Raw genomic sequence first — 18,327 nt, 5'->3', positions numbered from 1 at the left:
GGCTACCTCAGTTTCAGCGTGGACAGGGCCATCAGGGCCATGAGTATGGACAGGATCCAGAAGCGGACGATGATCTTGGATTCCGGGATGCCCTTGAGTTCGAAATGGTGGTGCAGGGGGGCCATCTTGAAGATGCGCTTGCCCCCGGTGAGCTTGAAGTAGCCGACCTGCAGGATGACCGACAGGGTCTCGAAGACGAACACGCCGCCGACGATGGCCAGGAGCAGCTCCTGCTTGGCCAGCACGGCCACGAAGCCCAGCGCCCCGCCGAGGCCGAGCGACCCGACGTCGCCCATGAAGACCTGGGCCGGGTGGGCGTTGAACCACAAGAAGCCCAGCCCCGCGCCGACCATGGCCCCGCAGAAGACCGTGACCTCGCCGATGCCCTGGATGTTCTGGACCTGGAGGTATTCGGCCATGGTCGCGTGGCCGGACACGTAGATGAAGATGGCGAAGCAGGCCATAGCCACGACCATGGGCCCGATGGCCAGCCCGTCCAGCCCGTCGGTCAGGTTGACCGCGTTGGACGCGCCGACCATGACCACCAGGGCGAAGGGCAGGTAGAACCAGCCGAGGTCCGGGTTGAAATTCTTGAAGAACGGCACGGACAGCCGGGTGGAGTAGGCCGGTTCGCTGATGAGCAGGGCGATGGCCGTGGCCGCCACCAGGCATTGCAGGGTGAACTTGGCCTTGGCCGACAGCCCCTTGTTCCGCCGCTTGACCACCTTGATGTAGTCGTCGGCGAAGCCGATGGCGCTGAACCCGGTGAAGGCCAGCAGGGTCAGCCAGACGTAGACGTTGGTCAGGTCGGCCCAGAGCAGGGTGGAGATGCCCACGGAGAACAGGATCATGATCCCGCCCATGGTCGGCGTGCCCTGCTTGGCCTGGTGCCGGGGCCCGTCCTCGCGGATGTACTGGCCGCACTTGATCCGGGTCAGCCAGCGGATCATGGCCGGGCCGAACAGAATGGAGATGATCAGCGCGGTGAGCAGGGCCCAGACCGAGCGGAAGGTGATGTACCTGAAGACGTTGAGGACGCCCACGTCCGTGCTGAGCGGGACGAGCAGGTTGTAGATCACAGGGCGCCTCCCCGCGGCTCGGCGTTCAGCTCGCGGCACAGGGCGTTGGCCAGAAGCTCCATCTTCAGGGAGCGGGACCCCTTGACCAGGATCACGCCCTCGGTGATGCACAGCTCACGCCACGCCTCGATGAATTCGTCCGGGTCCCCGGCCCGGCGCATGAACCCGCCGAAGCCGCGTTCCACGTCCAGGAAGTGGTCGCCCTTGTAGAAGACCATCGCGGGCGCGACCTCGCGGAGCACGTGCCCGAGTTCCTCGTGGCGGTCCATGGCCTCCTTGCCGAGCTCGCGCATGTCGCCGAGGACCAGGATCAGGGGCCGCTCGCCGGCCATCTCGCGGGCGGTGCGCACGGATTTGGCCATGGACAGGGGATTGGCGTTGTAGGTGTCGTCGATGACCGTGATGCCCTTGCCGATTTTGCAGCAGAAGCGTTGCGGGTCCGCAGTCATGGCATGTACCCCTTCGACCACGTCGTCGCGGGACAGGCCCAGGCAGTGGGCGGCCGCGGCCACGCAGGCCAGGTTTTCAGCATAGTGGACCCCGCAGAACGGGGCGGTCAGCTCGCCGTCGCCGTCCGGGGTCTTCAGCCGGAAACGGCCCTGCCCATCGGGGGTCGCCCCGAGGAACACGGCGAAAAAGTCGGTGTCGGCATCGTCCCGGCCCGAGAAGCCCACGGGCGCGTCGATCAGTTCCAGGGCCGCGTTCCAGAGCAGCGGGTAGTCCTTGCAGACCACGGCCCGGCCGCCCTGGCGCAGGTAGCGCAACAGGCCGGTCTTGGCGCTGGCCACGCCCGCCTCGTTGCCGAGTCCTTCCAGATGGCCGGGACCGACGTTGGTGATGATCGCCAGGTCCGGGCTGGCCACCGGGGCCAGCTCTTCCATGTCGCCGAGGCGGGAGATGCCCAGCTCCATGATCCACAACTCCTGGTCGGCCGAGGCCTTGAGCATGGACACGGGCAGGCCGATCTGGTTGTTGAAATTGCGGTAGTTCTTGGCCGTGGAGAACGTGCGCGAGGCCACGCCGTAGAGCATTTCCTTGACCGTGGTCTTGCCCGCCGTGCCGGTCACGGCCACGAGCTTCGCCCCGCAGGTGTCGCGCCAGCAGGCGGCCAGCCTGCCCAGGGCGGCCGTGGTGTCGCGGACCATGATCACCGGAGCGTCGGGTTTTTCGATCATGCGCGAGGCGACGACGGCGCATGCCCCGCTTGCGGCGGCCTGGGCGGCAAACTCGTGGCCGTCGAAATTCTCGCCCGCGATGCAGAAAAAGAGATCGCCGGGCTCCACGGTGCGGGAGTCCGTCTTCACCTCGGTGACCACGGTCTCCTCGAATCCCTCGTCGGCCAGGGTGCCGAGGCAGCGTGCGACTTCAGCCAGGGTCAGGTTCACGAATACACTTCCTCGATGGCCTTGAGCGCGGCTTCCCTGTCCGAGAAGTGGCGCTTGGTGGTGCCGATGATCTGGTAGTCCTCATGCCCTTTGCCCGCGATGAGCAGGGCGTCGCCCGGCTCCATCTCGGCCACGGCCATTTTGATGGCCTCGGCCCGGTCCGGATTCTCCATGACGCGCTTGGCCCCGGCCAGCCCGGGGCGGGCGTCGTCCATGATCGCGGCCGGGTCCTCGGTGCGCGGGTTGTCCGAGGTCAGGACCGCTACGTCGGCGAAGCGGGCCGCAGACGCGGCCATGAGCGGGCGCTTGGTCCGGTCGCGGTCGCCGCCGCAGCCGAACACGGTGATCAGCCGCTTGAAATCCAGCTTCTTCAGGGCGCCCTGCACGTTCTCCAGGGCGTCCGGGGTGTGGGCGTAGTCCACGAAGATGTCCAGGTTGCGATCGTTCATGACCCGCTCCAGGCGTCCGGGCACGCCGGGGAAGGTGGACAGCCTGCGCATGTCCCGGCAGTTCAGGCCGAGTTGCAGCCCCACGGCCTGGGCGGCCAGCAGGTTCATGGCGTTGAACGCGCCGACCAGCGGGGACTCGATCACCCAGCTCTTGCCCTTGAAGGAGGTCTCGATCTCCATGCCCTGGCCGGTCATGGACAGGATGCGCCCCTGGACCAGGGGCCGGTCGCCGACTTCCTGTCCCACCAGGGAGGTCTCGCCGATGCCGTAGCCGATGCCGCCCTCGCACTCCTTGAGCAGGCGGCGGCCGTAGGGGTCGTTGAAATTGATCACCCCCGCCTTGTTCGGGCGCGGGTATTCGGCGAAGAGCTTGGCCTTGGCCCGGAAATAGGTCTCCATGTCGCCGTGGTAGTCCAGGTGGTCCTGGGTCAGGTTGGTGAACACGGCGGCGTCGAAGTCCAGCCCGGCCACGCGGTACTGGTCCAGGGCGTGGGAGGAGACCTCCATGACGGCCACGTCCACGTCCGCCTTCTTCATGTTGAAGAGCAGTTCATGGATCATCCAGCAATCCGGGGTGGTCAGCGGGGCGTCCATCATGAAGCCGGGCCAGCGGTAGTTGACCGTGCCGAGCACGCCCACCTTGAGGCCGCTCTGGGCCAGCAGGTGCTCGATGATGTAGGAAGTGGTCGTCTTGCCGTTGGTCCCGGTGACGGCCACCAGCTTGAGGTCGCGGTCCATGACCTGGAAGTGGGCCCGGGCCAGCTCGCCCAGGGCGATGGCCGGGTTGTCGACGTACACGGCCAGGGCCTTCTTTTCGACCACCGGGGCGACCAGGTCGCGGGCCGCCTCCGGGACCACGATGTAGCGCGCGCCGTTGTCCAGCGCGTTCGGGATGTAGTCGATGCCGCGCACGGCCGTGCCGGGCATGGCCACGAAGCACTCACCGTCCTGTATCTTGCGCGAATCCGTGCGCACGACCAGCCCTTTTTTCGCCTTTTCCAACAGGGTCTCGAAATCCATGACGCCCCGTACCTTTTCCTTTTCGCTATGAGAGCCAGAGAACAAAAACATCATCCGCTCCCTCCTTGGTGCGGTTTCCGGGCCAGGGCTGCCCCGCCGCGGGCTCCTGGCGCTTGACCGTCATCCCCTGCCCCTTGAGCACGGGGACGATCCCCATCCGGGCCAGGGTCTCGATCGCCCGGCGCACGGGCATGCCCTGGATATCCGGGACCATGCCGTCGTCGATGCGGGCCACGGGCGCGGGCACGGCCCGGGTCAACGGCTCGTCCGCCCGGCTGTCCACGGCGGCGTTGTCCTCGGCCCCGGCATGCAGGGTCTCGGACAACTGGTTATGGTAGGCCAGGGTACGCACGGCCACCTCGCGGCAGACCGGGGCCGCGACCATGGAGCCGTAGTTGGCCTTCTGCGGCTCGTCGATCATGGTCAGGACCATGAGCTCCGGATTCTCGGCCGGGACCAGGGCCACGAAGGAGGACAGGTACTGGTCGCCGTAGCCCCCCTGCCTGGAGGCCTTCTGGGCGGTGCCGGTCTTGCCCGCCATGGTGATGCCCTCGATGCGCGCGCTGCGGCCCGTGCCGTCCTCCTGGACGACCTCCTCCATCATCTTGAGAACCGTGGCCGCGGTCTCCGGGGTGAAGACCTGGATGGAGGCGTTCTTGCGCGCTTCCTTGGGACTCAGGATGAGGTTCAGGTCGCGGGTGGCCCCCTGGTTGGCCAGGCAGAGGAAGGCGTGGGCCAACTGCACGGCGGTCACGCCGATGGACTGGCCGAAGCTGATGCAGGCCAGGTCCACGGAGGTCCAGGACCCCGGCGGCCGGAGGATGCCCGAGGACTCGCCGGGCAGGCCGAGATGGGTCTTCTCACCGAAACCGAGTTTGGTCAAATAGTCGTAGTACACGCCCGAGCCGAGGTTCATGCCGATCTTGGCCGAGCCGATGTTCGAGGAGTAGCGCAGGACCTTGTGGGCCGGGAGCCATCTGGAGGGGTGGGTGTCCCGGATGACCCGGCGGGCCACCGTCCAGCGGCCGTTCTCGCAGTCGATCAGGGTGTCCGGGGTGATGGTCCCCTCCTGGATGGCGGCGGCGAACAGGAACGGTTTCATGGTCGAGCCGGGCTCGTAGATGTCGGTCAGGGGCCGCAAGCGGCGCTGGGACGGCCTGGACGAGCGCACCGTGTTCGGGTTGAAGAACGGCTCGCTGGCCATGGCCAGGATGTCGCCGGACTTGACGTCCACCACCAGGACGATGCCCGCTTTGGCCTCGTACTTGGCGATGGAGTCGGCCAGGGCCTGCTCGGCGGCGTGCTGGATGTGGGTGTCGATGGTCAGTTGCACGTCCTGGCCGTTGACGTCCATCTCCCGGCCGTGGGCGTCCAGGTAGAGGAGCCGGCCCGTGGCGTCGCGATGGACCACGAACTCGGCCTTGCTCGGGGCGAGCCGCTTGTTGAAGACGCGCTCGATGCCCTCGCGGCCCCGGCCGTCGATGTCGGTGAAGCCGAGCAGTTGCCCGGCGAGATGCCCGTTGGGATAGATGCGGGAATATTCCGTGGTCAGGCGGATGCCCTTGAGATCGGCCCGGTTCAGGGCGGCGGCCTCGCGGTCCGTGACCTGCCGTTTTATCCAGATGAATTTCTTGCGCGATTTGAGCTTGCGGTAGACCTCGCGGCGGGACAGCTTGAGGTCCCGGGACAGGGTGTCGGCGGCCACGTCCACGTTTTCGATTTCGTAGGGGCGGGCGAACACGGACTGGGCTTCCACGGACGTGGCCAGCATCTCGCCGTTGCGGTCGAAGATGCGGCCCCGCTCGCCGTATTCGTATTCGGCGGCGCGGCTCTGCCTGGAGGCCTGATCGGCCAGGTCGTCGCCGTCATGGAGCTGCACCCATCCGGTGCGCACCCACAGAGCACCGAGCGCGATCGAGAAGAGGGCCATGACGAACCCCATCTTGATCCCGCTGTGATCCGTGCGCCTTGTCTTGTCCGTTGCCATCGTATTCCCTGTTTCCCACTATGGCGGCGCGTTGTATGGCTCAATGCGCGTCGCTATTGCGAGGCAATGCGCCGTATCTGACCCGGCGCCGCCACTCCCAGGCCGAGTTGGCCCGCGAGCTTTTTCAGCCTGTAGGGCGAAACTAGGTTGTTCCTCTCAACCGTCAGTTTCGCGGCCAGATCCTCTTTCCGGCCCAGGCTCTGCTCCATCTTGCGCAGGTCGTATGCCAGATCCATGCGCTCGATGTTCAACCAGACCGCTCCCAAACCGAGGCACAGCGCCATGCCCAAAAGGCCCAGCACCATCCAGAGGAGCGTCTTGTCGGTCTTGCTCATGCTTCTTCTCCGTCGGGTCCGAGCCTCTCCGCCACCCGGAGCTTGGCGCTCCTGGCGCGGGGGTTCGCGTCCCGCTCGGCATCCGAGGCGGCCTCCGGTTTTCTGGTCAGCACTTTTATCTCGGGCACTCCGCCGCAGGTGCAGTGGAGTTGGTGCGGGGGGCATTTGCACCCCTTGGCGGCATCCCGAAATGCGTGCTTCACGGCCCTGTCCTCCAGGGAGTGAAACGAGATTATGGCCAGCCTCGCGCCCGGTTGCAGGCGTCCGACTATGGTTGCAAGGTAATGTTCAAGTTCCTCAGTTTCCCTGTTGACCGCTATGCGCAGTCCCTGGAAGGTCCGGGTTGCCGGGTGGTTGCGGGCCGTATGCCGCATCTTCGGCGGGTAGGCCAGCCGCACTATCTCGGCCAGCCGGAGCGTCCTCGTGATCGCTCCCTTTTCCCGTTCCCTCACTATTGCGGACGCGATCTTCCCGGCCAGGGGGTCTTCCCCGTAGACCCGGATGATCCGCGCCAACTCCCCGTGTTTCAGCGTATTGACCAGCACCTCGGCCGACGGGCCGACGTCCGGGTCCATGCGCATGTCCAGAGGCCCGTCGTGGATGAAGCTGAATCCTCTATCAGCCTCGTCCAGTTGGAGGGAGGAGACGCCGAGGTCCAGGACCGCGCCGTCGATCGACTCCCAGCCGACCTCGTCCAGGGCTTCCTCAAACCGGGAGAAGGGCAGGTGAAAGAGGTGCACACGGTCCTTGAACGGCTCAAGCCGCTTGGTCGCGAGCGCCAATGCCTCCCGGTCCCGGTCGAGCCCCACGAGCTCGGCCCCCTCGCCCGCCGCTTCCATGAGCGCCAGGCTGTGGCCGCCCATGCCCAGCGTGCCGTCCATGTAACGGCCTCCCGGGCGGGGGCGCAGCCACCGAACCACTTCATGTAAAAGAACCGTGGTGTGCAGCGATGCGGGGTTGACCTCTCCCGGCTTCATCTAGAAGGGCAGGGAGACGTTGTTTTCCGCCAGCTCCGAGGACACGTCGTAGTCCTGGTCGAGCAGGTCTTCGAATGCCTCGGCGGACCAGATCTCCAGCCGCCTGCCCGCGCCGATGACCACCACTTCCTTGTCCAGCTTGCCGGACTTGCGCAGGTGCGCGGGAATGGCGATGCGCCCCTGCTTGCCCACCGGGGTCTCGGTGTACCCCAGGTTCAGCAGCCGAATGGTGTTCTGCAGCGCGCGGCTGGGCGACTTGATGGACTCCAGTTCGCGTTCGAGCTTGCTCCACTGGTCCGGGGTGATGCCCACGACATGCTTGTCGAAGATGGTCAGCACGATGACCGCGTCGGGCAATTCCGCGCGGATCGCATCCCGGAACTCGGGCGGCAGGATCAGCCGTCCCTTGTCGTCCAGGCTTCTGTGTGCGTGACCTCTGAACTTCATCATTTTCCCCGGAACACCATCTTGCTCCACACCTTTACACCATGTCTACACTAAATTCCACTTCTTCCCACCTCTGCGGGAAAATCAAGGGAAAGTCAACCGTTCTCACGGAAATGCTGACCAAAATTCACCGAGTTTAATTGATTTTTTTACGTCCGAAGCCTAGACTTGCACCAATCTTGAACGAGTGCCTTCGGCAATTGTTCTGTAAATTCAAAACTCAAGACAAGCTCCGGCCGGAACGCCCAAAGGGCGGGAGCCGGGGCAGGGGAGGCCGTCATGGACAGGCACATAAAGATCATATCCACGCTGGGACCGGCGACCGAGACCTATGAGGCGGTCAAGGAGCTGGTCCGCTCGGGGGCCAAGATCTTCCGGCTCAACTTTTCCCACGGGGGCAAGGAGTTCTTCGCCAAGATGGTCGAGATCATCCGTCGGCTGGAGCAGGAGACCGGCCTGACCCTGACCGTGCTCCAGGACCTGTCCGGGCCCAAGATCCGCACCTGCGACGTGGGCCTGGGGGCCATCGAGGTGACCAAGGGCACCGAGGTCCTGCTCGGCACCCCGGACAAGGCCGAGGGCGTGAACGAGCCGTTCATCTGCCTGGACATCCCCGAGATGTTCCACGGCGTGAAGGTCGGCGACCCCGTGGCCCTGTCCGACGGCATGATCCGTTTCAACGTGGTCAAGATCGAGGGTGAGAACCTTATCCGGCTGAAGGCCATCAACTCGGGCATGTGCCCGCCGCGCAAGGGCATCACCTTCCCTGGCACCAAGACCCCGCTGGCCCCGTTGACCGAAAAGGACAAGGCGGACCTGGCCATCGGCATGGAGTTGGGCGTGGACGTGGTGGCCATGAGCTTCGTCCAGAAGCCCGAGGACATCCGTCACCTGCGCAAGGAGATGCTCAAGCACGGCAAGGCCCTGCCCATCATCGCCAAGCTGGAGCGCACCGCGGCCCTGGACTGTCTGGACGAGATCCTGCGGGAGGCCGACGGCATTATGGTCGCGCGCGGCGACCTCGGCCTGGAGCTGGATCTGGCCGAGCTGCCCGTGGCCCAGAAGCGCATCATCAAGCAATGCAACCAGGCGGGCAAGCCGGTCATCGTGGCCACCCAGATGCTGCTCTCCATGGTCAATTCGCCCATGGCCACCCGGGCCGAGACCACGGACGTGGCCAACGCCATCCTGGACGGCGCGGACTGCGTCATGCTCTCCGAGGAGACGGCCATCGGCAACTATCCCGGCGAGACCGTCCGGTTCATGCGCAAGATCGCCTACGAGATCGAGGCCTTCATGTTCGAGTCCGGGCCCGAGGAACTGGACCGGGGCGGGGCCAAGGACAACCCCTCGACCTTCCTGGCCTATGCCGCGGCCATGCTCGCGGGCAAGACCAACGCACGGGCCATCGTCTGCCACTCCACCTCCGGGGCCACCTCCCGGCTGCTCTCGTCCTGCCGCCCCCGGCAGTCGGTCTACGCCCTGTCGTCCGACCATACGGTCCGACACTTCACAAATTTGTCCTGGGGGGTTATCCCTGCCATACCGCTGGACGTGATCCACGACCACCAGGAGCGGGCCGAGGTCTTTGTCCGCCAGTGCGAGGATTTCGTGGAGGGAGACATCGTCATCATCACGGCGGGCCAGCCCGAGCGGGGCAAGTCCGCCACTCAGACCAACGTGGTCAAGCTGTACGAGAAACTGATCAAGGAAGAGGACTAGCCCAGCAATGCGAGCCGACCAGAAGCACGACATTCCCGATGGACTCAATGAAGAGTATTACCAGGTCAGCGAGGACATCCTGGGCAGCTTCAACAAGTATCGCCCTCCCCTGAACATCTTCACCTTCAAAGAGGACGTCGCCAGGGTGGTGCCGTACTACAAGGTGGGCGGCAGGCTTTCCAACGACCAGGTGGCCGAACTGGCCGTCCTGACCAACGAGGGGCTGGTCTTCGTTTCGCGCGAGGACCATCCGGTCTACGTCAAGCACATCAGCTTCCAGCTCGACCTGGTCCTGGTGGACAAGAACCTCAAGGAAAAGGAGATCGCGGACATCTTCACCCAGGCCCTGACCCGCAGGCTGGCCGAGTTCTTCGAGCAGCCCGTGAACGCGGTCTTCGAAAAGCTCTGGGTGGACCTCATGGTCCTGTCCGAATACCTCTACGCGGACATCCGCCGCGCCCGTGCCCTGGTCCGGCGGCTGCATCGGGAGCACACCCTGGAGAACCACTCCATGAACACCGGCTTCCTCGGCCTGGCCCTGTGGGGCAAGCTCAAGGACAAGGGCTTTTCGGACGCGGTCAAGCGGACCACCTTCGACCGGGTCCTGGCCGGGCTCTTCCTGCACGACCTGGGCATGGCCAAGGTGCCCGTCTTCATCCGCACCAAGGACAAGCCCCTGACCGGCGACGAGCGCAGCAAGGTCAACGCCCACACCAAGGTGGGCTTTGAGATGCTCGGCAAGCTCGGCCTGCGCTACGCCGAGATGGACCAGTGCGTGTCCGAGCACCACGAGCGGCTGAACGGCTCGGGCTATCCGCTCAAGTCGGTCAAGCAGGAGTTCCCCGGCCGGCTGACCGCGGTCGCCGACTCCTTCTGCGCCATGATCACCAAGCGGCCGTACGCCGAGGCCATGGGCTACGTCCAGGCGGCCACGGCCCTGGCCCAGGACCCGCGCTATGACCCGGAGATCACCAAGGCACTGCAGATGCTCCTGCTGATCGACCTCAAGATGAAATGAGGCGGAGTTCCCCGCACGGCATGAAAAAGGCCCGGACGTTGGTCCGGGCCTTTTGCTATTCTCGGCCTGGGATCGGCGACGCCAGGGCCACGACCTTGCTCCGCAGCAGGGGGTAGCGGCTCAGGATGAACCACGGGATGGGCGGAAAGAACTTGAAGGCCCGGTCCTGGGTCAGTTGCAGGTCGTCCACCGCGTATCCGGCCCTGGTCAGCACCTTGGCCAGGGTGTACGGGGTGAACCAGTAGCGGTGGTCGGAGTTGATGTCCTCGTATTGCTTCAGGGCCTTTTTGAAATTCTTGTAGTAGAAGGCGTTGGGCACGGTGATGATGCAGGCGGCCCGCTCCAGGCCTGGACGGCTGCGCAGGGTGGCCAGGAAGTCCACCGGGTTGTCCGTGTGCTCCAGCAGTTCGCCGAGGACCACGAAGTCCCACTGCCGGTCGTTCACCCCCGGGATGGTGTCGCGCAGGATATCGCCGCAGTGGATGTGCGGCAGGCCCATGTCCTCGCTCAGGTACTTGACGCCGGATTCGTTGATGTCCACCCCGGCGCACAGTTCGGCGCTGTCCATGAGCAGCTTGTGCAGCCAGACGCCGCGCGCGAGTTTCCGGCGGACCTTCTCCGGGGTATGGTCCACGCATCCGATGTGCAGCACGGACGCGCCCTTGACCACCCGCTGCATGTAGGTGAGCCTGCTGCGCTCCTTGAAGTCGCCGGAGAGTCTGAGGCAGCAGCCGGAGGAGAACTGCTCCCCCCGGAGGAATCCCAGAATGTCGTCGTCGAGTTGCATCGGTTTGTCGTCCTTGGACGCAGTCCGGCAGCGAGGCCGGCTACTTTTTGAAGATCTGGACCATGTCGCGGGTCATGTCGCGGTACACGTCGGTCACGTAGACAACGCCCATGACCTTTTCGGCCTCGACCACCAGGGCCCAGTCCCGGCGGGACTTGAGGAACACGTCCAGGACCACCAGGATGGGGTCGTTGGGTTTGAGCCGGGGCGGGTTGGGGATGATGTACTCGTCGAGCCGAAGCTGGGTGCAGATCAGACAGGCGTTGGCGAACTGCTGGTCCCAGTCGACCTCGCCGTCCAGGGTCAGGTTCTCGTCCTTGAGTACGGACTGCTTGACCGCCTTGAAGAGCTGCCAGAGGTTGATGGTCCCCTTGAGCTTGCCGCCCTTGGTCTTGACCACCACCACCTGCGAGTCCGGAGCCTCGACCATGGCCTCGCGCATGACGCGGATGGCCTCGGCCAGACTGGCGTCTTCCTGTACCGTAGGGTATTCGTCGCGCATCATGTCCCAGGCGCGTTTTCTGAGCATCATAGGGGCTATTCCTCCGATAACTTGCTTGAGTCAGGGCCTCTTCTTTGCCTCTCGTACCGCGTGTACGGATATTTGTCCATTACAACGGCGTGTTTACGGGGTGTCCTTGACTTGGGCGCGGTTCGTGGCGACTATGTGGCATGCGTAAAATTCTCCTGACCGCCGTTTTGGTATGCCTCCTGGCCGTTCCGGCCCTGTCCGCAGAGGACCCGTCCCCTCCTTTCGGACCGGGCGAAAGGCTCTATTACGACATCTACTGGACCGTGATCCACGCGGGCAAGGCCGAGCTGCTCTGCATGGCGGACACGAAGATGGACGGCGAGCCCGCCCGCTACTTCTTCGCCAAGGCCCGGACCCTGGGCTGGGTGGACAACTTCTACAAGGTCCGGGACACCATGGAGGCCTGGACCGACATGGATGTGAACTACGCTCTGCGCTACAAGAAGGATCAGAACGAGGGCTCCTACCACAAGAAGGTGGAGCTGGTCTTCGACAGAAAGGCCGGCAAGTCCTACCGCTGGGCCAGGGGCACGCTCCAGCACACCCTGGACCAGCCCGAGGACGTCTTCGACCCCATGTCCATCCTGTTCGCCTTCCGCAAGCAGCCCCTGTACAAGGGCATGGAGTTCGACGCCAACGTGTCGGACGGCAAGGTGTCGGTGGTGGGCAAGGCCTTCGTGGAGGACAAGGAGACCGTGGAGACCGGCATCGGCGACGTGGAGGCCTTTCGCGTGCGCCTGGACATCAAGCACCTGTCCGGGGTGTTCAAGAAGTCCAAGAAGGCCGAGCTGTACGTCTGGTTCTCGGCCGACGAACGGCGCATCCCGGTCAAGGTCAAGTCCAAGGTGGTGGTCGGCTACTTCTCCATGACCCTGCGCGAGTACTACCCGCCCGCCAGGGGCTAGCGTTCTTCCGCCCGGCGTTCGCGCAGGTGAACCTTGTTGGACCGGGGGAACTCCCGCTTGAGGATGGCCTTGAGCCGCTTGCGGAGCCCGGCGGCGTCCTCGGTGCCGGTCTCGTCCCGGTAGCCGAATTCGCGGACCTCGAAGGCCGCACCGACCCGGCGTACGGCCACGCCGCGGTCGCGCTTGAAGGTCAGGAGCTCCAGCACGGCGCCGTCGGGCAGCTTCTTCAGCCGGGAGAGGGCCGTGGACAGGGCCGCGCCGAGGTCGATCATATGACCTTGCGCCCCGTGGGCAGGGCCTCGCCGCAGGCCGCGCCGAGATCGTAGACCCGGATCTTGGTCGAGCGGGGGAACTCCCGCTTCAGCAGGGTCTTGAGCAGTTTTTTCAGGCCGGAGAACGGGACGCGGAAGTCCTCGCGGTGGAAGCCGTCCTCGGCCACGGCAAAGGCGTCCTCGCCCACGCGCCGGACGAGCACCGAGCGGTTGCGCTTGTAGGTGCGCAGGTCCAGGGCGTGGCCCAGGGGCAACCGGTCGAGTGTGCGCAGCAGGGCGGGCAGGGCGGTGGCCTTGTCGAGCATGGCGTAAACCATAGACAGCCGCTCCGATCCGTGTCAAACCCGCTTTCCGCGACCAATCATTGTATACAGCGTCCCGGCGTGCCACAATAGAGAATACCCGGAACCACAGGAGGCGCTTCATGCCCTTGCAGAAAGACGAAATCATAAAATGTTCCATCGAGTCCCTGGCCTTTGGCGGCCGGGGTGTGGCCCACGTGGACGGCATGGCCGTGTTCGTGGCGGGCGGCCTGCCCGGCGACACGGTCACGGCCCGCGTGGTCAAGGCCAAGAAGCGCTTTGCCGAGGCCGCGCTCGAATCCCTGGTCACGCCGTCCGTCCACCGCGTGAAGCCCAAGTGCCCGCATTTCGGCCAGTGCGGCGGCTGCGCCGTGCAGGACCTGGACTACCCCGAGCAGGTGGCCCAGAAGGCGGCCCAGGTGGAGAACGCCCTCAAGCGCATCGGCGGGGCGGAAGGGTTCGTCATGGACGCTCCGGCGCCGTCGCCCGCCGTCTGGAACTACCGCAACAAGATGGAGTTCGCCTTTGAGCAACGTCCGGACGGCCCGCACCTGGGGTTGCGCTCCAACCTCCCGGCCGGGGGAAAGGGGCTCGCCCCGGTCCTGGACATCGAGGAGTGCCACCTCTGCGCCCGGCGGGACGTGGAGATCCTGCGCGCGGCCCGCGAGTTCGCCCGCGCCTCGGGCCTGCCCGCCTTCGACCCCGCGGAGAACGCCGGCTTCTGGCGGCACCTGGTCGTCCGCCACACCGCACTCAACGAGATCATGGTCCATCTGATCACCGCCGAGGAGACGCGCCACTACGCCCGGGCCGAGGAGTTGGGCAAGCTTCTGGTGGACCGTTTCCCGGACCTGACCTCCTTCGTTCATTCCTCGCGCGCCCGCCGCTCCCTGGCGGCCGTGGGCGAGAAGTTGGTCTTCCGCCTGGGGACCCGCGCGGTGGAGGAGATGGTCGAACACGATGATCGGCAGGCCCGCTACCACATCGGGCCCAACGCCTTTTTCCAGACCAACACCGCGGCCGCGGGCGAGCTGTTCGGCACCGTCCGCGAGTTCGGCGGGTTCACCGGGGCCGAGACCGTGCTCGATCTGTACTGCGGCATCGGCGCCATCGGCATCTTCCTGGCGGACAAGGTCGAGCGGGTCATCGGCTTCGAGATCAGCGAGGAGGCGGTGGCTAAGGCGTGGTCCAGCGCCAAGCTCAACGGCCTGGAGAACTGCGAGTTCGCCGTGGGCACCCTGGACACCGCCGCCAACCTCAAGGGGCTGCCCGAGAACGACGTGCTGATCATCGACCCGCCGCGCGCGGGCCTGCACGAAAATACGGCCCGGGCCATCCTGGACCTGGGCTCCCCGAAGATCATCGCCGTGTCCTGCGACCCTGCTACCCTGGCCCGCGACGTGAAGCGGCTCTCGGACAAATACGCGCTCAAGCGCGCCCGCGCCGTGGACATGTTCCCGCACACACACCACATCGAGACCGTGGCGCTGCTGGAATTGAGATAGCCCGGAGGACCGTTTCCCGGCCGGGATCCGGTCGCAACGGAACGGAGCGTAATGATTTTGAAGATGAAAAGGTGCGAGTTTTACCCATGACGGATAGGTCGAGACGATCCGGCGCCGGACGCGGCGCCAACGCGGGCGGAGCGTCCCTGCTGAAGGTGTTGTTGTGCCTTGTCTTTTGGGCCTCACTCCCGGCGGCCGCAATGGCCGGCGAATTCAAGGTCCTGGTCGTTCCCAAGGCCGAATCGAGCCGGTATTGGCAGGCCGTCAAGCGGGGGGCCATGGACGCGGGCAGGGAGCGGGGCGCGGAGGTCGTCTTCCGGGGGCCGATGCTCCATGAGGAGGCCAAGGCGCAACGGGCCATCATCGCCGAGGAGATGCAGAGCAGGTTCGACGCCATCGTCATCGCACCGACCCATACCACGCTCTTGGCCGACACCCTGAACGAGGCCCGACAACGCGGCGCTCTCGTGTTGGGCATCGATTCTTCCATGAAAGGGGTGAAGCTGACCAGCTTCATCGCCACGGACAACAAGGCGGCCGGGCGGGAGGCCGCAGCGTACCTGCTCGGGCGCACCCGCGGCAATGGGGCTGTGCTGCTCCTGCGTCATTCGGACGACAACGGGTCCACCCTTGACCGGGAGGAGGGCTTTGCGGAAGCCATGGCGGCCCGGTCACCGGGCACCGAACTCATCGCCTCCGGGTTCATCGGCGTCAGCACCGGCAATGCCTACCACCATACCCTGGCCCTGCTGCGGCGTCACCCGGACGTCACGGCCGTCTTCGCCTCGTCGGAAAGATTATCCATCGGGTGCGTCCAGGCGCTCCGCGAGGTGAACCTGGCGCACAAGGTCCACGCTCTGGTCTTCGACCAGACCCCGGAGATCCGCCAGGCCCTGCGCGACGGGCTCATCGACGCCTTCATGATCCAGCAGCCCTACCGCATGGGCTACCTCGGGGTGAGCACGGCCTGCGACGCCCTCGAAGGCCGGCGGGTCCCCAAACGCATCGTCACCAGGGTGAAGCTCGTCACCGAGGCCGGGGAGCTCCGGCCCGAGGCGGAGTAGCCATCGGGAATCCCGCCCTTCAGCCTGTTTGGCACATTATTAGCACCTCTCGCGGAGGCTCCCCCGGTGGGAAAATTTGGCACGCCCCACAGGGGGCGGCCGCAACCTCCGCTCGCATGGTGAATCATGGTTACCAAAGTCTATATCCCGATGGACGACTACGTCGGACTGCTCCCCGGCATCCTCGAAGCCCGCATCCCCAACCGCAAGGGCAGGCCCCGACCCGAACTCGATCTCGGCGGCCTGCGCTGCATGTTCCTCTCCTTCGAGGGGATCGACGCCTACGCCAGGACGCCGTTCGCCTTCCCCTTCGTCATGTCGCTTCTGCGCGGTGAATTCCGGCAGCCCATGCATTGCCTGGAGGAAGTGGACTGGCTGTATCTCGGCGGCGACAAGGCGGTCTTCATAGCGGCCCTGGCCGATCATGCGGCGGCCACGGGCGAGGAGGCCGAGTTGATACCGTTCCGGCAACTGACCGGCGCCGTGCCCCAGGAGCCCCGCGAGGGCGAATATCACGTGACCATCCCGCGCAACACGGTCAACTACAACGAGCAGGCCTGGGTCCGGGACAAGAGCCTCCTGGCCGACACGCCGCCCGAGGAATGGGGCCGGAAGACAGCAGTCAATACCGGCAACTACGCGCACCTGGTCGAACGGTTCGCCGAGCCGATCCTGCCCCGGCCGCCCCGGCTCATTGTCGACCTCGGCAGCGGCCTGGGCTACACCACCGCGGGCCTGGCCCGGTGCTACCCCGATGCGCAGGTCTTCGGGCTCGAACTGTCGGACGCCGCCCTGGAGATGGCCCGCACCTCCTTTGACGAGCCGAACCTGACCTTCCTCAAGCACGACATCTCCACCCCCCTCGATTTCGAAGAGGGAGCCATCGACCTCCTGGTCAGCATCAACGCCCTGGCCTACGCCTGCGACCAGAAGCGGAGCGCGGACGACATCTTTTCCAAGCTTTCGCCCGACGGCCTTTTCTTCAACCACAGCCGGATCGGCTATTCCCACGATTTCTGGGAGTTCCCCTACAGCCTGATCTGGCCCCTGATCTTCCAGATCTATCCCGAGACCTGGGCCGGGGCCGCCGGGGCGCACGGGCTCAAGACCCGGATGCTCCCCCCGCAATTGAGCCGCCGCCTGACTCCCTGGAGCTTCATGCACCCCATGTCCCAGGGGACCCGGCGGGCCATGGAGCGGTGCAGCCTGCGCTACCAGGAAGAGGACGCGTCCGAGTATCTGCCCTGCATCACCCACTCGCTGCTGCTGCATTCCCGGCACGTGGAGGACAACATGGACCGCCACCTGAGCGGCGACGGGTCCCGTCGGGAGACGCTCGCCCATTGTCTGGGCCTGTTCCCGGAAATGCCGGGCTACGTGCAGGAACTGGCGCTGCGCAGCCGCCGCGAGAACGCCAAGGAGATGGGGCTCGGGGATGTGGGGATGGATTACTGCCGTCGGTTCGTCGGCTGCCCGGTCGGCTTCTAGGCGGGCTCCCGGCGTGCTGCCGGGCGCGTGCCGGGCCTGACGCGGTCGATCCGATGATCCGTCCTTTCTTTGGCCGGGCGCGGGAATCCTCGCGTCCGCCGTCGTCCGTCACGCATCAATGCATGGAGATCGCCGCCGGGGACCGTGTGCTGGGCGGACGGGTCACGGTCGGATACGCAGGATGGGGTCGTCCGGCGGGATGTCTTCGGGCAGGTCGGGGTTTTCGATGCGGATGATGCGGCGGTGGTTGAGGTCGGCCCGGCGAATAGCCTCGTCGAAGGCCTCGTGAAATATTCGCTCCTGGGTCCCGTTGGCTGCGATAATGCCCATGCCTCGCCGGATGCGGTCGGCCAGGCGGGGAAAGGCGGGCGCGACGTAGAAGTACTGCGGGTTCGGGATGTAGAGGGCCAGGGTCGGCTCCACGCGAAGGTCCGGGTTCTTCTTGGTCCGTATCTCGATTTCACGATAGATGTCGCTGACAGCCCTCGGGATGTAGTCGAAGCGGCGGGCGGCGAGCATGGAGAACAGCCCCTCGTAAGTCGAGGCCCTGACCAGCTTGCATCCGGCCTTGTCGAGAATGTTTTCGGTGGCCCATTGATAGACTACCCCGGCCCTACACGGGCGTAAATCTTCCAGGGTCCGAATGTCGTGGAAGCTGTGGAGGGAGTGGCTGTTGACCAGCAGCAGGCGGTAACTTTTCAGCCCCCTGAAGATGGGAACGCACACCGGAATTGCCCGCTGGTCCCATCTTTTGTTGGCCGAGGCGATGGTGACATTGATCAGATTGCCATCGCTCAGCTCGTACAGAGCGCGGTCGTAGTGCATGGACAACCGGTGCCGTTCGATGGAGAACGGGCCGTCGGTGTCCTCCGTGGCCTGCATGGCCTTGGTCAGGGCCTTGATGGGAAACTGCCAGCGTGTGTCCTTGGGCGAGGTGTCCGCCGGGAGGATGAGCCTATCCATGGCCCGTGCCGAAGCCTGAGCTCCGAGGGACATGAGGAGGACAAGCAGGAGGATGCGATATGGCCGCATTTCCACTGTCCGGCTTGGTGT

At 65.4% G+C, this 18,327-nt stretch carries 18 protein-coding genes; 6 read left to right on the top strand and 12 right to left on the bottom strand.

The window, feature by feature from the left end:
- Nucleotides 1-2 precede the first annotated feature (2 nt).
- From mraY to V8V93_RS18755, 7 genes are read right to left on the bottom strand one after another with little or no spacing between them, the layout of a single operon-like run.
- Nucleotides 3-1,079 carry a phospho-N-acetylmuramoyl-pentapeptide-transferase gene (gene mraY, locus V8V93_RS18785; protein ID WP_338668166.1) on the bottom strand — a complete coding sequence of 359 codons (1,077 nt, stop codon included), beginning with the start codon at nt 1,077-1,079 and terminating at the stop codon, nt 3-5.
- Nucleotides 1,076-2,464, bottom strand: a complete 1,389-nt coding sequence (locus tag V8V93_RS18780) for a UDP-N-acetylmuramoyl-tripeptide--D-alanyl-D-alanine ligase (RefSeq protein WP_338668165.1) — start codon at nt 2,462-2,464, stop codon at nt 1,076-1,078. Before V8V93_RS18780 ends, mraY begins: the two co-directional genes overlap by 4 nt.
- Nucleotides 2,461-3,984, bottom strand: a complete 1,524-nt coding sequence (locus V8V93_RS18775) for a UDP-N-acetylmuramoyl-L-alanyl-D-glutamate--2,6-diaminopimelate ligase (protein ID WP_338670208.1) — start codon at nt 3,982-3,984, stop codon at nt 2,461-2,463. The genes V8V93_RS18780 and V8V93_RS18775 overlap by 4 nt, the downstream gene beginning before the upstream one ends.
- Nucleotides 3,959-5,920 carry a penicillin-binding transpeptidase domain-containing protein gene (locus V8V93_RS18770; RefSeq protein WP_338668164.1) on the bottom strand — a complete coding sequence of 654 codons (1,962 nt, stop codon included), beginning with the start codon at nt 5,918-5,920 and terminating at the stop codon, nt 3,959-3,961. The genes V8V93_RS18775 and V8V93_RS18770 overlap by 26 nt, the downstream gene beginning before the upstream one ends.
- Nucleotides 5,921-5,973: 53 nt before the next feature.
- Nucleotides 5,974-6,255: a hypothetical protein gene (locus tag V8V93_RS18765; protein WP_319583336.1), complete on the bottom strand. Its 282-nt coding sequence runs from the start codon at nt 6,253-6,255 to the stop codon at nt 5,974-5,976.
- Nucleotides 6,252-7,232 (bottom strand): 16S rRNA (cytosine(1402)-N(4))-methyltransferase RsmH, encoded by a 981-nt coding sequence (rsmH, locus tag V8V93_RS18760; protein ID WP_338668163.1) that lies wholly within the window; start codon nt 7,230-7,232, stop codon nt 6,252-6,254. Before rsmH ends, V8V93_RS18765 begins: the two co-directional genes overlap by 4 nt.
- Nucleotides 7,233-7,679 carry a division/cell wall cluster transcriptional repressor MraZ gene (locus tag V8V93_RS18755; RefSeq protein ID WP_338670207.1) on the bottom strand — a complete coding sequence of 149 codons (447 nt, stop codon included), beginning with the start codon at nt 7,677-7,679 and terminating at the stop codon, nt 7,233-7,235. It lies immediately after the preceding gene.
- 279 nt (nt 7,680-7,958) lie between these two features.
- Here V8V93_RS18755 and pyk point away from each other — a divergent pair, with 279 nt between their 5' ends.
- The gene (gene pyk, locus V8V93_RS18750; protein WP_338668162.1) at nt 7,959-9,401 is read left to right on the top strand and encodes a pyruvate kinase; all 1,443 of its coding nucleotides are present in this window, start codon (nt 7,959-7,961) and stop codon (nt 9,399-9,401) included.
- Nucleotides 9,402-9,408: 7 nt separating this feature from the next.
- Nucleotides 9,409-10,419: an HD-GYP domain-containing protein gene (locus tag V8V93_RS18745; RefSeq protein ID WP_338668161.1), complete on the top strand. Its 1,011-nt coding sequence runs from the start codon at nt 9,409-9,411 to the stop codon at nt 10,417-10,419.
- Between the two features lie 55 nt (nt 10,420-10,474).
- On the opposite strand, the gene V8V93_RS18740 is transcribed toward V8V93_RS18745, so the two are convergent.
- Complete coding sequence (locus V8V93_RS18740) at nt 10,475-11,206, bottom strand: methyltransferase domain-containing protein (RefSeq protein WP_338668160.1); 732 nt, start codon at nt 11,204-11,206, stop codon at nt 10,475-10,477.
- A 40-nt stretch (nt 11,207-11,246) separates the two neighbouring features.
- Nucleotides 11,247-11,738, bottom strand: a complete 492-nt coding sequence (locus tag V8V93_RS18735; protein WP_338668159.1) for a CBS domain-containing protein — start codon at nt 11,736-11,738, stop codon at nt 11,247-11,249.
- Between the two features lie 140 nt (nt 11,739-11,878).
- On the opposite strand from V8V93_RS18735, the gene V8V93_RS18730 reads away from it, so the two are divergent.
- Nucleotides 11,879-12,643, top strand: coding sequence for a DUF3108 domain-containing protein (locus V8V93_RS18730; RefSeq protein ID WP_338668158.1), 765 nt, complete (start codon nt 11,879-11,881; stop codon nt 12,641-12,643).
- On the opposite strand, the gene V8V93_RS18725 is transcribed toward V8V93_RS18730, so the two are convergent.
- Both V8V93_RS18725 and V8V93_RS18720 read right to left on the bottom strand, forming a co-directional pair.
- A complete protein-coding gene (locus V8V93_RS18725; protein WP_338668157.1) occupies nt 12,640-12,915 on the bottom strand; it encodes a hypothetical protein in 276 nt (91 codons plus the stop codon). The genes V8V93_RS18730 and V8V93_RS18725 overlap by 4 nt on opposite strands.
- Nucleotides 12,912-13,220: a hypothetical protein gene (locus V8V93_RS18720; protein WP_422394428.1), complete on the bottom strand. Its 309-nt coding sequence runs from the start codon at nt 13,218-13,220 to the stop codon at nt 12,912-12,914. Before V8V93_RS18720 ends, V8V93_RS18725 begins: the two co-directional genes overlap by 4 nt.
- Before the next feature lie 119 nt (nt 13,221-13,339).
- Here V8V93_RS18720 and rlmD point away from each other — a divergent pair, with 119 nt between their 5' ends.
- From rlmD to V8V93_RS18705, 3 genes are all read left to right on the top strand, one after another.
- On the top strand, nt 13,340-14,722 hold the full coding sequence (gene rlmD, locus V8V93_RS18715; RefSeq protein ID WP_338668155.1) for a 23S rRNA (uracil(1939)-C(5))-methyltransferase RlmD: 1,383 nt from the start codon (nt 13,340-13,342) through the stop codon (nt 14,720-14,722).
- A gap of 200 nt (nt 14,723-14,922) precedes the next feature.
- Nucleotides 14,923-15,786, top strand: coding sequence for a substrate-binding domain-containing protein (locus V8V93_RS18710; protein ID WP_338668154.1), 864 nt, complete (start codon nt 14,923-14,925; stop codon nt 15,784-15,786).
- A 126-nt stretch (nt 15,787-15,912) separates the two neighbouring features.
- The gene (locus tag V8V93_RS18705) at nt 15,913-17,274 is read left to right on the top strand and encodes a class I SAM-dependent methyltransferase (protein ID WP_338668153.1); all 1,362 of its coding nucleotides are present in this window, start codon (nt 15,913-15,915) and stop codon (nt 17,272-17,274) included.
- Nucleotides 17,275-17,436: 162 nt separating this feature from the next.
- On the opposite strand, the gene V8V93_RS18700 is transcribed toward V8V93_RS18705, so the two are convergent.
- Nucleotides 17,437-18,237, bottom strand: a complete 801-nt coding sequence (locus tag V8V93_RS18700; protein WP_338668152.1) for a hypothetical protein — start codon at nt 18,235-18,237, stop codon at nt 17,437-17,439.
- Between the last annotated feature and the right edge of the window lie 90 nt (nt 18,238-18,327).

Origin of the sequence: Pseudodesulfovibrio sp. 5S69 (genome assembly GCF_037094465.1) — a bacterium.
Taxonomy (GTDB): Bacteria; Desulfobacterota; Desulfovibrionia; order Desulfovibrionales; family Desulfovibrionaceae; genus Pseudodesulfovibrio; species Pseudodesulfovibrio methanolicus.
Note: the sequence above shows the minus strand (reverse complement) of the source record. Positions and strands in the feature narration are given on the sequence as shown.

Excerpts from the sequence above, each read along its gene's own strand:
- V8V93_RS18775 (WP_338670208.1), bottom strand. The coding sequence starts at position 3,984 with ATGTTTTTGTTCTCTGGCTCTCATAGCGAAAAGGAAAAGGTACGGGGC.
- V8V93_RS18770 (WP_338668164.1), bottom strand. The coding sequence starts at position 5,920 with ATGGCAACGGACAAGACAAGGCGCACGGATCACAGCGGGATCAAGATG.
- V8V93_RS18765 (WP_319583336.1), bottom strand. The coding sequence starts at position 6,255 with ATGAGCAAGACCGACAAGACGCTCCTCTGGATGGTGCTGGGCCTTTTG.
- rsmH (WP_338668163.1), bottom strand. The coding sequence starts at position 7,232 with ATGAAGCCGGGAGAGGTCAACCCCGCATCGCTGCACACCACGGTTCTT.
- V8V93_RS18755 (WP_338670207.1), bottom strand. The coding sequence starts at position 7,679 with ATGAAGTTCAGAGGTCACGCACACAGAAGCCTGGACGACAAGGGACGG.
- pyk (WP_338668162.1), top strand. The coding sequence starts at position 7,959 with ATGGACAGGCACATAAAGATCATATCCACGCTGGGACCGGCGACCGAG.
- V8V93_RS18745 (WP_338668161.1), top strand. The coding sequence starts at position 9,409 with ATGCGAGCCGACCAGAAGCACGACATTCCCGATGGACTCAATGAAGAG.
- V8V93_RS18740 (WP_338668160.1), bottom strand. The coding sequence starts at position 11,206 with ATGCAACTCGACGACGACATTCTGGGATTCCTCCGGGGGGAGCAGTTC.
- V8V93_RS18735 (WP_338668159.1), bottom strand. The coding sequence starts at position 11,738 with ATGATGCTCAGAAAACGCGCCTGGGACATGATGCGCGACGAATACCCT.
- V8V93_RS18730 (WP_338668158.1), top strand. The coding sequence starts at position 11,879 with ATGCGTAAAATTCTCCTGACCGCCGTTTTGGTATGCCTCCTGGCCGTT.
- V8V93_RS18725 (WP_338668157.1), bottom strand. The coding sequence starts at position 12,915 with ATGATCGACCTCGGCGCGGCCCTGTCCACGGCCCTCTCCCGGCTGAAG.
- V8V93_RS18720 (WP_422394428.1), bottom strand. The coding sequence starts at position 13,220 with ATGCTCGACAAGGCCACCGCCCTGCCCGCCCTGCTGCGCACACTCGAC.
- rlmD (WP_338668155.1), top strand. The coding sequence starts at position 13,340 with ATGCCCTTGCAGAAAGACGAAATCATAAAATGTTCCATCGAGTCCCTG.
- V8V93_RS18710 (WP_338668154.1), top strand. The coding sequence starts at position 14,923 with ATGGCCGGCGAATTCAAGGTCCTGGTCGTTCCCAAGGCCGAATCGAGC.
- V8V93_RS18705 (WP_338668153.1), top strand. The coding sequence starts at position 15,913 with ATGGTTACCAAAGTCTATATCCCGATGGACGACTACGTCGGACTGCTC.
- V8V93_RS18700 (WP_338668152.1), bottom strand. The coding sequence starts at position 18,237 with ATGGATAGGCTCATCCTCCCGGCGGACACCTCGCCCAAGGACACACGC.